Annotated in this window: 14 protein-coding genes; 12 read left to right on the top strand and 2 right to left on the bottom strand. The window is 43.5% G+C overall.

Going from position 1 to position 15,910, the window contains the following annotated elements; all coding sequences use genetic code 11:
• Positions 1-118: 118 nt before the first annotated feature.
• The 4 genes from ACUN27_RS30065 to ACUN27_RS30050 all read left to right on the top strand — a co-directional run bounded on the left by ACUN27_RS30065 (position 119) and on the right by ACUN27_RS30050 (position 6,946).
• Entirely contained in the window at positions 119-4,606 is a 4,488-nt protein-coding gene (locus ACUN27_RS30065) for an S-layer homology domain-containing protein (RefSeq protein WP_445560064.1), read from the top strand.
• A gap of 378 nt (positions 4,607-4,984) precedes the next feature.
• Positions 4,985-5,149, top strand: a complete 165-nt coding sequence (locus tag ACUN27_RS30060; RefSeq protein WP_445560063.1) for a hypothetical protein — start codon at positions 4,985-4,987, stop codon at positions 5,147-5,149.
• A gap of 226 nt (positions 5,150-5,375) precedes the next feature.
• Positions 5,376-6,035, top strand: a complete 660-nt coding sequence (locus tag ACUN27_RS30055; protein WP_445560062.1) for a hypothetical protein — start codon at positions 5,376-5,378, stop codon at positions 6,033-6,035.
• 194 nt (positions 6,036-6,229) lie between these two features.
• Positions 6,230-6,946, top strand: a complete 717-nt coding sequence (locus ACUN27_RS30050) for a class I SAM-dependent methyltransferase (protein ID WP_445560061.1) — start codon at positions 6,230-6,232, stop codon at positions 6,944-6,946.
• 378 nt (positions 6,947-7,324) lie between these two features.
• On the opposite strand, the gene ACUN27_RS30045 is transcribed toward ACUN27_RS30050, so the two are convergent.
• Entirely contained in the window at positions 7,325-8,593 is a 1,269-nt protein-coding gene (locus ACUN27_RS30045) for an IS110 family transposase (protein WP_445560060.1), read from the bottom strand.
• 201 nt (positions 8,594-8,794) lie between these two features.
• The gene (locus tag ACUN27_RS30040; protein WP_445560059.1) at positions 8,795-8,998 is read right to left on the bottom strand and encodes a helix-turn-helix domain-containing protein; all 204 of its coding nucleotides are present in this window, start codon (positions 8,996-8,998) and stop codon (positions 8,795-8,797) included.
• Positions 8,999-9,429: 431 nt separating this feature from the next.
• Here ACUN27_RS30040 and ACUN27_RS30035 point away from each other — a divergent pair, with 431 nt between their 5' ends.
• The 8 genes from ACUN27_RS30035 (at position 9,430) to ACUN27_RS30000 (ending at position 15,880) form a co-directional block, all read left to right on the top strand.
• Positions 9,430-10,335, top strand: coding sequence for a phosphotransferase (locus tag ACUN27_RS30035; RefSeq protein WP_445560058.1), 906 nt, complete (start codon positions 9,430-9,432; stop codon positions 10,333-10,335).
• A 125-nt stretch (positions 10,336-10,460) separates the two neighbouring features.
• Positions 10,461-10,691 carry a hypothetical protein gene (locus ACUN27_RS30030; protein WP_315954851.1) on the top strand — a complete coding sequence of 77 codons (231 nt, stop codon included), beginning with the start codon at positions 10,461-10,463 and terminating at the stop codon, positions 10,689-10,691.
• Positions 10,692-10,720: 29 nt separating this feature from the next.
• The gene (locus ACUN27_RS30025; RefSeq protein WP_379175369.1) at positions 10,721-10,936 is read left to right on the top strand and encodes a hypothetical protein; all 216 of its coding nucleotides are present in this window, start codon (positions 10,721-10,723) and stop codon (positions 10,934-10,936) included.
• Positions 10,911-11,072 (top strand): hypothetical protein, encoded by a 162-nt coding sequence (locus tag ACUN27_RS30020; protein ID WP_445560057.1) that lies wholly within the window; start codon positions 10,911-10,913, stop codon positions 11,070-11,072. The genes ACUN27_RS30025 and ACUN27_RS30020 overlap by 26 nt, the downstream gene beginning before the upstream one ends.
• A gap of 248 nt (positions 11,073-11,320) precedes the next feature.
• Positions 11,321-12,796, top strand: a complete 1,476-nt coding sequence (locus tag ACUN27_RS30015) for an amidase family protein (RefSeq protein ID WP_445560056.1) — start codon at positions 11,321-11,323, stop codon at positions 12,794-12,796.
• A gap of 145 nt (positions 12,797-12,941) precedes the next feature.
• A complete protein-coding gene (locus ACUN27_RS30010) occupies positions 12,942-13,454 on the top strand; it encodes an AAA family ATPase (RefSeq protein ID WP_167056821.1) in 513 nt (170 codons plus the stop codon).
• 160 nt (positions 13,455-13,614) lie between these two features.
• Entirely contained in the window at positions 13,615-14,901 is a 1,287-nt protein-coding gene (locus tag ACUN27_RS30005) for an IS110 family transposase (RefSeq protein WP_445559327.1), read from the top strand.
• A 475-nt stretch (positions 14,902-15,376) separates the two neighbouring features.
• A complete protein-coding gene (locus ACUN27_RS30000) occupies positions 15,377-15,880 on the top strand; it encodes a hypothetical protein (RefSeq protein WP_445560055.1) in 504 nt (167 codons plus the stop codon).
• Positions 15,881-15,910 lie beyond the last annotated feature (30 nt).

Genomic DNA, 15,910 nt, shown 5'->3' with positions numbered 1-15,910 from the left:
ACCTATATATCGCGTTAAAAGACTACCCGATTGGGTAGTTATTTTTTTGAGAACATAGCGTTATAGTGGGGAAGATCGACAAAATTTGACAAAAGGGAATGGGAGAGGCGTGCAACGTATGAGAAGAGTAAACATTAAGAAGAGACTAATCGCAGTGCTGATGAGCATCGTTCTACTTGTCCTTCCGATGATACAGAGTGTTCTGGGAGGGGGAAAGGCCTATGCCGCAGGAACCTTAGTTTGGACTGACATCACCGGATCGGAAGGGTTTAATACACCGCAAGGTATGACCTTAGGCAGTGACGGTACGGTGTATGTGGCGGATACGCTTAATCAACAAATAAAAAAACTGTCGAACGGGAGCAGCGATTGGGAGAACATCACCGGATCGGAAGGATTTAACAATCCGGTTGGTGTGGCAGTAGGCAGTGACGGCACGGTGTATGTGACGGATACTAGTAATCATAAAATTAAAAAACTGCCAAGCGGATGGAGCGACTGGGAGGACATCACCAACTCGGGAGGATTTAAGTATCCACAAGGTGTGGCTATAGGCAGTGACGGCACAGTGTATGTGGCGGATACTTCTAATAACAAAATTAAAAAACTGCCGAGTGGGGGCAGCACATGGTCTGACATCACTGGATCGGGAGGATTTAATAATCCGCATGGCATGGCCATAGGCGGTGATGGTGCCTTGTATGTGGCGGATACGAATAATCATCAAATTAAAAAACTAACGAGCGGAGGTAGCACTTGGTCTAATATCACCGGATCGGGAGGATTTAAATATCCCTATGATGTGGCCATAGGCAGTGACGGCACGGTGTATGTGGCGGATTATATGAATCACCAAATTAAAAAACTGCGGAGTGGAGAGAGCACTTGGGAGAACATCACCGGTTCAGCAGAATTTATGTATCCGCAAGGTATTGCCATAGGCAGTGACGGCACGGTGTATGTGGCGGATAGTGGTACTCATCAAATTACAAAGGGGTCCATCGGCTATACAGTAAGCTTTAACAATGACAGTGGTTCACCGGCGGCAGCCGATCAGGCTGTGATTAAAAACCATTATGCTACAGAGCCGGCGGCAGAGAGCAAGACAGGCTACACGTTCGGAGGATGGTATAGCTCCAGTGATTTTAGTGGCGCACCATTTGATTTTGCAACAACTGCTATTACAATGGACCAGATGTTATATGCGAAGTGGATGAGCCAAGCGAAAGCCATTACAGCATTTAGTTTCGAGGGATTGAGCCCGATGGTAACGGGAACGGTTGACGAAACGGACAAGACCATCGCATTGATCGTGCCTTATGGAACAGATGTAACGGCGCTTATCCCAACGTTCACAACAACGGGAGTTAGTGTGAATGTGGGAAGCACTGCACAAGTGAGCGGAACAACCCCGCAGAACTTCACAAGCGCAATAACGTATACAGTTGTGGCGGAAGACGGCACGACACAAGACTACACCGTAATGGTAACGGTAGCGGCAAATACAGCGCCGACGGCGTCATCTGTGACCATTGCAGAAATAGCGCAAGTAGGCGTACAACTGACTGGCACATATACATTCACTGACGCAGATGATGAAGATACGGAAGGAACGTCCACATACAGATGGCTAAGCAGTTCAGACGGGACAACATATATCCCAATTGCAGGCGCAACAAGCACAACATATTCACCGGTAGCCGGCGACCAAGGAAACACAATTAAGTTTGAAGTAACGCCAAAGGACAATTACGGATTGGCTGGAACGCCAGTGTTAAGCGTAGCGACAGAAGCAGTAGCACCAGCAAATACGAACATCACAGGATTTGATGCAATTGGCCATGTAGCAGCAGGCACAGCAGGTGCAGCGACCTATGCAAATGCAGGAGCCGTATCCGCAGCGTTATTAGCAAGCCATGCTGCTGTAACAGCAAACGGCGGAACAATCACCGTGCCTGTAACCGCATGGGTAGATACAGATAACTACAACCCATCAGTAGCAGGCAGCTATACATTCACGGCAATATTAGGCAGCTTGTCAGCGTATACAACAAACACTGGCGGCTTAACGGCCACAGTCGAAGTTGTTGTAGCGCCAGCAGTTATAAACATTACAGCATTTGATGAAATTAGCCATGTAACGGCAGGCACAGCAGGTGCAGCGACCTATGCAAATGCAGGAGCCGTATCCGCAGCTTTATTAGCAAGTCATGCTGTTGTAACAGCAAACGGCGGAACAATCGCCGTGCCTGTAACCGCATGGGTAGATACAAATAACTACAGCTCATCAGTAGCAGGCAGTTATTCATTCACAGCCGTATTAGGCAGCTTGCCATCGAATACAACAAACACTGGCGGCTTAACGGCGACAGTCATAGTTGTTGTAGCGCCAGCAGTTATAAACATTACAGCATTTGATGAAATTGGCCATGTAACGGCAGGCACAGCAGGCGCAGCAACCTATGCAAATGCAGAAGCCGTATCCGCAGCGTTATTAGCAAGCCATGCTACTGTAACAGCAAATGACGGAACAATCGCCGTGCCTGTAACCGCATGGGTAGATACAAATAACTACAGCTCATCAGTAGCAGGCAGTTATACATTCACAGCCGTATTAGGCAGCTTGCCAGCGAATACAACAAACACTGGCGGTTTAACGGCGACAGTCATAGTTGTTGTAGCGCCAGCAGTTATGAACATCACAGGATTTGATGAAATTGGCCATGTAACGGCAGGCACAGCAGGCGCAGCAACCTATGCAAATGCAGAAGCCGTATCCGCAGCGTTATTAGCAAGCCATGCTACTGTAACAGCAAATGACGGAACAATCACCGTGCCTGTAACGGCATGGGTAAACACAGATAACTACAACCCGGCAGAAGCAGGCAACTATACATTCACAGCAACGTTAGGCAGCTTGCCAGCGAATACAACAAACACTAGCGGCTTAACGGCGACAGTCGAAGTTGTTGTAGCGCCAGCAGTTATAAACATCACAGCATTTGATGCAATTGGCAATGTATCGGCAGGCACAGTAGGAGCGGTAACCTATGCAAATGCAGAAGCCGTATCCGCAGCGTTAATAGCAAGTCATGCCACTGTAACAGCAAATGACGGAACAATTACCGTGCCTGTAACGGCATGGGTAAACACAGACAACTACAACCCGGCAGAAGCAGGCAACTATACATTCACAGCAACGTTAGGTAGCTTGCCAGCAAATACAACAAACACTAGCGGCTTAAAGGCGAAAGTCTTAGTTGTCGTAGCGCCGGCAACGCAAGTAGGAACAAACATCACAGTGTTTGATGCAATTGGCAATGTAGCAGCAGGCACAGTAGGAGCAGTAACCTATGCAAATGCAGAAGCCGTATCCGCAGCTTTAATAGCAAGCCATGCCACTGTAACAGCAAATGGCGGAATAATCACCGTGCCTGTAACGGCATGGGTAAATACAGACAACTACAACCCGGCAGCAGAAGGCAGCTATACATTCACAGCAACGTTAGGCGGCTTGCCAGCGAATACAACAAACACGGGAAGCTTAACGGCGACAGTTGAAGTTGTCGTAACAGCACCATCAGGCGGAGGTGGAGGTGGCGGTGGTACAGCATCGCCAACAAGCGACACCCCAGTAACCTCAACTAATGGCACATTAACGCTTCCTGTAGGCAAAACAGGCAAGGTTAGTCTGGGGGATGCCATCACGATCTTGATTCCGGCCGATGCTACAAGCAAAGAGCTGAAATTAACGATAGATAAATTGTTGAATATTCAAAACCTTGTAAAGGCTAAAGACGTTCTAGCCAGCCCCATTTTTGAAATTCTGAAAAATTTCTCAGAGAACTTTAGTAAATCGGTCACCCTGACGTTTGCTTTCGATCCATCCAAATTAAGGGGCAATCAAACCGTAGCCGTATTCTTTTTTGACGAAACGAAGAAGGAATGGGTGAAAGTTTCAGGCAGTGCTGTTCACGATGGTCATATCACCGTAGAAGTGAACCACTTTACGAAATACGCGGTATTCGTTGTAGGTCAAGGGGAAACTGAACCAACACCAGACACGATAACGTTAAGCGACATCTCTGGGCACTGGGCCGAGGCCAACATCAAGCAAGCGATAAGCAGAGGGATTGTCAGCGGTTACCCAGATGGCACGTTCAAGCCTGGGAAAACCGTGACGCGCGCAGAATTCGCGGTCATGCTGATGAGTACGTTGAAGCTGCAAGGTGAAGGAACGGAGCTGATTTTTACAGATTCAGCGCAGATCGGAGCATGGGCCAAAAAAGCGGTGGCGCAAGCAGTGCAAGCGGGCATTATTAATGGCTACGAGGACGGCAGCTTCCGTCCAGATGCAGTCATTACACGCGCAGAGATAGCAGCGATGATTACGGCTGCGCTAGGTAAGTCTGGCCAAGCGAACGCTGCAACCGGCTTCGCGGACGACAAGGACATTCCAACGTGGGCGAAAGCAAGTGTTGCTTACGTGAAGCAAGCAGGCATTGTGCAAGGGAAAGGCGATAACCAATTCGCCCCTCTAGACAATGCGACGCGAGCAGAGGCTGTGACGGTGCTGATCAAAATGTTGGCGCAGAAGAGCAAATAATGCAAGGTACTTGAATTTAATTTAAACGAAGCAGTCCCTTATCAAACGGGGTCTGCTTTTTTTGCTTCTATTTCCAAGTCTGCGAAAGATCAAAAAGGTGGCGAACTTACGTGGATAACAAGGGAACACTCTATGTAGAATGAAAGCTTTTAAATTAGATGAAGATGAAATGATAAAATACGCTAAAAGTATGAGATCAATCGAACGATGACAGTTCGGAGAACTTCTAACAGATTACACAAATATCCATTCAACGGTGAACTATAGTTCAATCACAAAATGACGGCAGCTGGCACAATGATCGGCTGCCTTTTCCACGCTCACGGGCAGTTTAATGGAATAATATGTATGGTAAAATGGTATTCTGGAGGTGCATTCATGCAAAAGGCAATTATAGTTCAATATTATAACGATAAAAAGAATAACTTAAGTGATTTAAATCAGCTTTTACAAGAGGGATGGAAGGTTGTATCTCAGAGTGCTATGTCAGGCGGTGAGATGGGTGCAACAGTTTATTCACTTGTTATATTAGAGAAGAATTAGGAAACAATGCTTCGAGATTCATTGAAGAAAGAGAGAATGATAGTTCAATCACAACATGACGGCAGTCGGCGATCGGCTGCCGTTTCCAGGGAGACGTTAGTTGAATGGAACTTTTATGTAAAAAGTGCTTCAAAACTTATTTGTAATTCAGCTTTTTTGCTTTAAACAGCAGCACCTCCCATAAACTTTGTTATCATCCAAGAAACAAATTTATATTCTGGAGATGATGGAGGCAGCAGTCAGTCCTCTTGGTGCCATATCGCCTTATCAGAATGTGCAGCTTGCCCCGGACTCACCTTTTAGTTTTTATGACAAAAGAGGTCCTGATGAATGGTTAAAGGTGCAGACTTGGCTAGGAGACCGCTGGATACGGGACGATGATAAAGTCTTATATGGTAATTATGCGGAGCGAAAGAATACATTAACGCTCTTAAACACGGCAAATTTATTTAACCAACCAGACACCAATACTAAAACAAATATAATGCTTGCACCACAGGAGATTTTCTCTACTGCCACCATACATTACGGACCAAAGTATGTCATAAATGCCATGAGTGCATCTGGGAAATCCGGAACATGGTATCAAGTTGATACGTGGCTGGGTCCAAAATGGATTATGAACCCAGCCCTTATGGAGGATGTCCATGCCGAACCAATCGATTTTAAACTAAAGCTAACGGGGTCTGAGACCGTTTATTTAGTACCTTATGAACAAGAAGGTAGCGGAGAAATACTTGAATCGGGCACGGTACAAGTAATAGCTAAGTGGCAACATGCCCCGTTACCCGCTAATGTAATTACTTGGTACAAGATAAGTCTCCCTCAAGGTGACCGGTGGGTAAAACCAAAAAATGAAACGATTGAACTTAAACCAAAAAGTTGATTTGGAGGAGAAGCAAATATCTGTTTGATATTCTTCTATACTGAATAGCTCATTCAACTAACGAGAGAACGATAGTTTAACCAATACAGGGAGCAGGCCGCCGCGGCGCTGCTCCCTGTTCCATTGAAGTAACGGGCAGGTTACTTCCAATTATTGTTGAATTTAATGTTAGAAATACATAGGTATTTAAGGAGATGGATGCACTGAATTACTTATTCAATCGAGCACGAGATAAAGAAATTGAATATCATGATAAATTTTATGCAGAAACAAAACTTTTTCAACCTGGCAGCTGGCTTTCGCGCCCTGTGAAAGTTGTTCTCGATAATTTGATGCAAATAGAAAAAGACAATATTCAGGTCCTAGACCTTGGTTGTGGAGTCGGAAGAAACAGTATCCCCATTGCACAAAGTATTCAGGCGTATAAAGGAAAGATATATTGTATTGATTTATTGCCTTCGGCTATTCAATTATTAAACCAAAATGCGGAACAATATGGAGTTACGGATACAATCATTTCACAAGCGATTGATGTGGAGAATTTTCTGATTAATAAAAATACATTTGACTATATTGTCGCTTGTTCTTGTTTAGAGCATGTTAGTTCAGAAGCAGCTTTTCAAACTAAACTTGAAGAAATGAAAGCAGGAACAACAGTTGGCGGCATAAATTGCATATTAATGAGCACAGAAGTAAAGGAAATTGACGTACTTACTGGAGAGGAACAGGTAGGCTTGATTGAATTAAACCTTTCAACAGAGAAAGCATTTACCTATCTTAGAGAGGTGTATACTGACTGGAACATATCAATAGAAAAAAGTGTTCAACAGGAGATTAAGGAAGAAAAGAATGGTAGATTAATTATTTTTAGAAGCAATTGGATTACATTTGTAGCTCAAGCAAGAGATTAAGCTCCCTCGGTATAATCTGATTTCCTCACGCAAGCTCGTCTATTCGCAGGATTTCATCCTTTAGATTTTAATGATGAACGAAAGATAGCGAGATATATTAGGACGTGTCGTTAAAAAGGCGTGCGGGAACAGAGGTGGAGTTGATTCACCCAATACATTCCAGATGCTGCACGTATTCTCCACGGTGCCCTTAGCGATTTTCACTCCCATGTCTCGACGGGTCAATAGCCCTCTCATTCCTTCGTCACATCTATCTAAGGGGTGGAGGTCGGTCTTTCTAACGGAACAGGTCGGAGCCTTTTTGCGTAATGTATCCCGATACTCCGTGCTTTCTTTGTCTCCTGCGAATATGCCAACTTGCGTGAGATAAGGTTTATTTTAAGCTGCTAATGCAAAGATTTTATCGGGGTTGTAAGCTTCATCACTACGGGCCATTCCTACTAAGAATCGAGCTAGTTTTCCACATAACTTCATGATGGACTTCATCTTTTTAAGCTTTTTCACCTGAACATTATGGTGATGTAAGGCTTTAAATTCTTGGTTACTCATGACGACCATGCACATCGTGACTAAATAGAGAAAGTGACGCAGCCGTGGACGGCCTCGTTTACTGAGCTTCAGTTGTCCCTTCCATTTACCCGAGCTTGCTTCGGTCACATTGAGACCTGCGTGACGGAGTAGAGAATTCCCGTGCGCATAACCTCTAAGATCTCCAGCCTCTCCTAAAATACCAGCTAGAGCAATGGCACTTATTCCAGTAATGGCAAGGATTTTGCCTGAATAGGGGATACGTTCAACAACGTCTTTGGCTTCTCTTTCGATCCTCTGCAGTTGTTTAGTAGCTAAGTCGTGCTCCTCAAGGAGCTGCTCTAGATGGAGCTTGTAAGCATGTGTTGCCTGCTTGGATCCAACAGTTTTCTTGGCAAGATCGATGAGTAGATGAGCTCTACGTACACCAGAATGCCGCTTCATGGATTTCTGCCATCCTTTAATGACATCGTCAGGACTTAGTTTACATAGCTCAGACGGGAGTGGAAAAAGCCGTAGGGTTAACAATGCACCCTTGCAAGTTAAGATCTTAAAGACTTGCCTCAGTTCAGGGAAGACAATGTCGACCCAGCGGTGGATCTGATTAACGGAACTTACGAGTCGTTTAACGACCGTTTCTCGGTTAGCCATGAGCACTCGCAGTTCCTCGTACTCAGAGGAGTGGAAACGGACAGGGGAGTAGTAGCCGTTTTTCACCATGTCGGCAATAACTAAAGCATCTTTTTTGTCGCTTTTAGAGCGTGTATTGTCGCGGTTTTCTTTATTCTTTTTAACTAGGTGAGGATTAACAAGTACGGCTTCAATGGCTTTGTTTTTGAGCCACCCAGCAAGGCTAAGCCAGTAATGGCCAGTCGGTTCCATACCAACGATAACTTGAGATAATTTAAATGAAGCTAACAAGTCGCGAATCCAACGATCGAGGTTTTTGAAACCATCTTCGTCATTACTGAACTCTAGAGGATTACCGAGAGCGACTCCGCGGAAGTTAACCGCTCTTGCAACATGAGCCTCTTGAGCAATGTCTACACCTACAACAATATGATGAACGGTAATGTTTTCAATGAGTTGATTTTGCTTATCTTGTGATTTAAACTTCATAGTAGAGCGTCCTCCTGGATGATGGAATTAAAGGGCTTTTGACCCGTTGCGTACTTCCAACGTACTGAGGCGCTCCTTTTTTTACAAAGCTGAAATTTATCCATCTACAGGAATCTAACGGTGAACTACAGTACAGTAATGAAATAAGCCTACTTCTTATTAGAAGGTAGGCTCTTTTTTTCATCGAAATTGACGGATAGTTTACTCTGTCCTTTCAATTAACTGCTCGATGCCTTCGAGTTCAAATACTTTCATAAATGCTTCTAGGTGTATAGACGTCCAATGTTTAGCCTTATTCTTAGAGTAATCGTCCACTGTATTCCAACGAATACCGGTCAGCTCACTTAATTGCTTAACGCTCATATTTCGTGCTTGCATTAGCTTATCAATTTTTAATTTTAACAAATCTAATCACCTCTAAACTATCATACAATATCTCTCGAAAAAACTCAACGAAAAACGTTGATAATCAACGAAATTCATTGTATAATAAGTACATAGCAGCGATGGAACCGACCTATTGTTCGTTTGTGATTCAACTATCAGGTAGAGGTTTTATACGAAACAAATGATATTTGAGTTGAATTGCGACAGCGAAGGCAACTGGCATGTTCACAGTTAACAGTCGTAGATAGAATTCAAGTTGGATGTATAACGAATTGTTGTACTAACGGCGAACGATAGCTTCATAACAAAGATCAAACAGGCTGCCGGTGATAAATTCGGTGGCCTGTTGTGCTAACGGGAGGATAGTTGATTATTAAAGGTTTTGTACCTATGAGGAGTACAGCTAGGGTGCTAAGATATTTTTATATCTTAATTAAGGAGCTGTTGTAGTGTCGGAGAAAGGCAAACTTATTTCACAAGTGTTATTAATAGCAGAGAAAGCTGGATTAACTGACATTACACCTATTGAGCTTAGTAATGGTGGGAACCTAGTCATTCACTTGGCTCCCCATCCGATTGTGGCTCGAATAGCCACTGTTATTTCAAAAGAAGATGCAGAGAACGCATACAAGATACTTGATCGAGAGTTACGGGTTGCACGTCACCTCCAATCCAAGAAAGTCCCCGTGTTATTACCGATTGACTTGACTAATGCAGGACCGTACGATGTTGGAGGTACATGGATGACGTTTTGGAAATATGTTCCTACCATGCAATTGGAATCACCTTCACCCAGTGAAGCCATTGAACTGATAAACGGACTTTCAAGAGCAATGGAAGACTTCGTTGACGAGCTTCCTGTGCTTGGTGTTTGGGAGCGGACACGACAATCGGCTGTTAGATTGAGTAAACACTCCGATCAGAGTATACAAGTACTATTAAATGTGTTTCTAAGGGTAGATGAACAGATACGGATCGAATCAAGTTTACTTATACCGTGTCATGGAGATGCCCATAGAGGAAACTTATTACCAAGTCCCGAAGGTTGGGTCTGGTCGGACTTTGAGGATGTATCATTGATGCCCACATACTGGGACCATGCTTCATTTGTTGGTAATCTTACATTATTCGGAGGAATTCAGGAGCCAAACTTTAGATGCATATTGGACCATATCAACAATGACACTGATCTAAAAGCCGTTGGATTTGCTATGACCGCACGTATACTAATGACTACAATAGGTAATTTGGATTTTGCCCTTGCAGGTCACGGAAACTTGGAATTTGCAACTAGACAGCAAGAACTGGCGGAAGATTTTATTCGTCAGATAGACCTAATAATTGGAGAGAAATAGAGGGTGTGATTGAACTAACGCAGAACGTTAGTTGAATACAGACACCGCAGCACCCGGTCATGTCGATCGGCTACCGTTTCCGGATGCGTTAGTTTTTCACTGAAATGAAAATGGAGGATCACTTGATGAAACCAACCAGTCATGAAACTGCCATTCAATATTTGAAGACAGCTTTTTTTTCCGAAAGAGATTTACGATTTAGAGAAGCAATCAATGATTTGAATTATCATTTTATAAAAACCAATGATGTTCAAGTTTTAAAAGATATTTATTTTAAACTAAAAGACATTACTTTAAGAAATATAATACTCGGGATTTTAATGCATAATGAAATTGGCCTAAAGCAATTTTTTTAGATGTATATAAAAAAGAACGATACTTAGATATGAAGTTGAAAGCAATTCGTGGTTTAGCAAATTATGCAACAGAAACTGAAATTGAGAAGATCATGGAACACTTCTTAAAGCTGTTAATGAAAAGACCTGAGAATACACCTTACAACTATCAAGAATATGAATTTATACGTTCTGCCTGTGGACTTCCGTATTTAATAAAAAAATACGGATATTCTTGTTTTGAAACAAGAGGAGAAACAGTATAATGAAATGCCCGAAGCATTCAAGGGGCATTATTCATTTGATGAAGATGGTAATCTCATAGAGCTAAGAAATCCAAATGAAGCAAAAGAAATGATGAATAACTTCTTTGCTTCAAAAAATAGTCGAACTAATGATTGAACTCCTGAGAAGAAAAGTTTAATAAAACAACTAGGACGCTGCTGACGGCATCCATTGGCAGTAGTGTTAAGCTATCGGGCAGATTACTTTAGTTACAACATTGACCTTCGGGAAAATACAAGTTCTACTGCGATGCCCAACCGATACATTCTTATCTAATCAAAACTTTACCTATACCCTTGGCAAGGCAGCATGTTACCATATTACTGTTGTCCGAAAATTTACCAGTACCGGGGGTATTTTAATATATGAGCATCAACTTAGAAGATTGGATTCATGAAGCCGATTTGGTGAGCATGCAGAAGGCAATGTCTTTGGGTGAATGTACATCCGAAGCTCTCGTGCTTGCATATATCGAACGCATTCATAGGTATAATCCTCTGATCAATGCCTTATTAGAGATCAATCCAGATGCGCTTGAAATAGCAAGGAATCTTGACCTTGAGCGAAATACAACAGGTAGTAGGGGGCCGCTGCACGGAATTCCAATCCTGCTCAAGGATAACATCGATACGTACGACCGGATGCATACGAGCGCTGGTTCAATCGCATTGGCTGAGTCGTTTGCTCCTGAAGATGCGTTCGTAGCCGCAAAGCTCCGGACTGCTGGCGCTGTTCTTCTAGGTAAGGCCAATATGACCGAGTGGTCGAATTTTATGTCCAATCGTATGCCAGCTGGATACAGTTCCAGAGGAGGATATGTGTTGAATCCATATGGACCTGGCAAGCTCTTCGTCAGCGGATCAAGTTCAGGATCGGCTGCAGCCGTAGCGGCGAACCTGACAGCAGCAGCGATCGGAACAGAAACCGCAGGTTCGATTATTGGGCCGGCCAGCCAACACTTTCTCGTCGGAATAAAACCTACTGTAGGGCTTGCGAGCCGCAGCGGCATTATCCCGATTTCTATAAGTCAGGATACGCCAGGACCGATTTCAAAGACAGTCACTGATGCAGCGATTCTACTTGGGGCACTCGTCGGGATTGACGAAAACGATAAGGCAACTTGGACTAGCCCGCATCGTACTTTTCATGACTACACATCGTATCTCGACCGAGACTTTCTGCGTAAAACTCGCATTGGGATTCCCAGACATTACTATCGGTCGTTGGATGAAGAAAGACTCTCCATCATGGAATCCGCCATTAATGTTCTGCGTGAGCAAGGTGCTACAGTTATCGATACTGTGAACCTCCATTTGGAACAGCATCCATGGAACAATGATGTTATCTGCTACGAATTCAAAACAGGCCTGAATCGCTATTTATCAAAGTTGAACTCGGATATGCCCGTGCATTCTCTTCAAGATCTGATAGCTTATAATCAGAAACACGCTGCATCCGCATTGAAGTTTGGCCAAGATAATCTGATTCGCTCGGAACAAAATGCGCTAAACGAGACAACATATCAACTTAAACGACAAGAATATAACCATCCGGCTGTAACGCAAGGGATTGACTATGTACTCGATCAACACGGCTTAGATGCTTTAATGTTACCCGGTGACGTTGATGGCATGTACATTGCTGCCCGGTTAGGGTATCCCCTTATTACAGTGCCCGCCGGTTATTCAGCAAAAGGAACAATTGATGCTGATGGCGATTCGACGCAGGGTCCATTTGGTGTTGTCTTTTCCGGGAGGGCTTTCAGTGAGCCCACGCTAATCAGCATCGCCTATAGTTTTGAGCAGGCAACACTATTCCGTCGTCCACCAGAAATGGGCTAAGCTAACGGAAAACAATAGTTGAACATTCAACAAGAACAAGGCTGCCGGCAATGTGCGGCAGCCTTTCGTTCACCTAACGGGAGTTTAGCGTCAGATAGAAACATCTAATATAATGTGCTTATCCACTTGAATGGAGGGACTAACCTTGGGCATTAGGAATTATCTGATTGGAGGCGTTTCCGGCGCTGGCAAAACTACGGTCTGCAACGAATTGCAGCGGCGCGGCTACCATGCCATTCATGGTGATCGAGAATTGGCTTATCAAGGCGATCCGGAAACTGGTACCCCAACGGATGGCTTTAAACCCGAACACCACATTTGGCATGTAGATAAAGTAAAAGCTTTGGTCGCCAATCAGGATGAGGCGGTAACATTCTTCTGCGGTGGTTCGCGGAATTTCCCCAAATTCATCGATCTCTTCGACGACGTGTTTGTCCTTGAAGTCGACTTGGAAACCAGTCTCCGGCGGATTGATGAGCGAGTAGCACTGGACCCAACTGACTGGGGTGGCAGACCAGAGGAACGGGAAATCAGTGCGCGAATTTATCAAACGAAAGAAGGCGTTCCCAAAAACGGGATTATAATCGACGCCACCGCACCGATCGCGCACGTCGTTGACGAAATCCTCCATCAAATCGAAGCAAATAAACGCCAATGACAGTAACTTATGGTCACTCACGGACAGCACCTGGATACGACCACTGCGCTAAACATTCCTGTATAGCCTAAGAAATGGGCTTTGTCAAAAAAGGAGCGCCTCGGTATGATGGGTTTGTCGACGGGTAGATACCCAACACCATCAAGGAGGCGCTCTTATTATGAAGTTTAAGCAATCAGACGGTCAAAATCAACGTATTGAACGAATTACTACTTCACATCTTGTTGTGGGCATTGATATGGCAAAGGAAACTCAAGTAGCTCAAGCTACAAATTTTCGGGGAATTGTCCTTACAAACCAGCATCTATCATTCAAAAACACTATCCAGGGATTTGAGAAATTACAGCGTTGGATGGAAGGTTTGCAACAAAAACATCGACTGAAGGATATCATAATTGGCATGGAGCCGACGGGACACTACTGGTACAGTTTAGCTAACTGGCTTGCCCAGAAAGGCCTAAACGTCGTTTTAGTTAATCCAGCAACGACGAAACGAAACAAAGAGAACCGAGATAATTGTCCTTCCAAGAGTGACCCAAAGGATGCCCTTGTTATTGCGGATGTTGTTAGCCGTGGCTATTATTATGAATACATTCGGCAAGCAACTCATTTTCAGAGGTTACGAACCCTAATGAATGATCGAGAATTTTGGGTTACAAATAGTGTTCGGATGCAGAATCGGATCATACGCTGGCTGGATATACGCTTCCCTGAGTATGCTTCTGTGTTTAAAGATTGGACCTGCCCACGCTCCATAGCTACACTCAAAGAGTTCCCGTCTCCGTTGGATCTAAAAGGTCAATCTACATCAGAAGTTATTACAGGTTGGCGAAAATATATGAAACGAGCTGGCGGCTCCACAGGTATTCAGAAGGCAGCTGAGCTACTCTCTAAAGCGGTTCAAAGCGTGGGGGAAACTGTAGCGCTGAATGAGGCCAAACAGGATCTGCATCGCTTACTAGAAGAGTACGAGCGTATTGACGGTATATTGAACCAAATAGCAAAAGAAATCGCGGCTTTGCTTGGTGAGATCCCGATTGCTAGCCAGCTTCGTTCCATTAAAGGTTTGGGCACGATCTATATTGCAGCAATTCTGGCTGGTGCCGGTGATCTGACGCAGTACGTTCACGGTCGTCAATTGCTACGAAAAGCCGGTTTAAATTTGGCAGAAAGCATGTCTGGAAAGCGTAAAGGCCAGATCATACTCTCCAAACGAGGAGATTCCACACTCCGAAAATATTTGTATCTGGCTACCTTAACATTAGTGGGAACAAATCCTATATTTAAGCAATTACATCTGAATAATGTGCAAGTTAAACATATGAGTAAGCAGAAGTCGATATTTAAACTGCTTGGAAAACTGGCACGAATCTTAGTTGGCTTGGTGCATTCCGAGGAGTCATTCACTCCTGAAAAAACAGTCATTCCGTATACCCACGCTGCCTAACATCTTCGAACTAATGTAAATTGATTCATTCGCAGGACTTCAAAAAAGAAAGCACGGAGGACCGAGTTCGTTCTTCATAAGGGCACAGACCCATCCGCTAAACGCTATCGGTCTCCACACCTTGGATAGGTGTAACGAAGGAATGTAAGGGCGTCGACCCGTAGAGCCTTGGGATGGTCAATCTCCAAGGGATTGTGGAGTATGCGTGCAGTAGATTATTGAAATGGGGAAATGTTCCAATGTTTCTTCTGTTCCCGCATGCCATAGAAGGGTTCATTACGGTCTCAACAACCTAGTATTCTTAAGATTACTATATTTCAAGGTGATGAAATCCTGCGAATGAATGAGTTTACGTGAAATAAACCCTTAAAACTGAGGGACGGAGAACGTTAGTTCAAAACAAGGAAACAGAATATGTTATCTAAGCGTGATTAGTTAAATCATAAAAGAGTGATTCCAAGCGGAGGGTTATGTCTTGAAAGAAATTCTCGATATAATTAAGTACAGCTGCATAGATGAAATTTATTTAATTGGTTTCGTAGATACAGATGATGCAGGAGTCACTGAATTTACGGCTCTTATGAGATACCTATTTTTTGAATTTAATGGTCAACTTTTAAAGCTAGAATCAATTGAGCAATATTCGAGGTTATCAATTTCTCAAACTATATCAGTCCAATTAGAAATTGATCAGGAAGATGTTACCCCAGCAAAATCAAGAATCAGCAATATAATATTTAATAATCCATTAATAGATAATAAAGTTGCAGAAATCCAGTTTTATAACTTACAAGTAAATAATCTTAACGAAATATTATGTGATGCATTGAAAATGATACTTCAAAATAAGCAAGAAATATTCTTGGACCCTTCATTTTTGGGGATCAATATTGGTCCATCAGAAGTAGAAAAATTATGGAGAGATAATCAAGCAGATGACTATGTAGATACTCCTACTCGAATTAATTTTGAAACTTAACAGTCAGGATTAGTCATTAATTGCGACGAG

The organism is Paenibacillus sp. WC2504, from assembly GCF_052682475.1.
The sequence above is the reverse complement of the archived record's forward strand: the minus strand, read 5'-3'. Positions and strand labels throughout refer to the sequence as shown.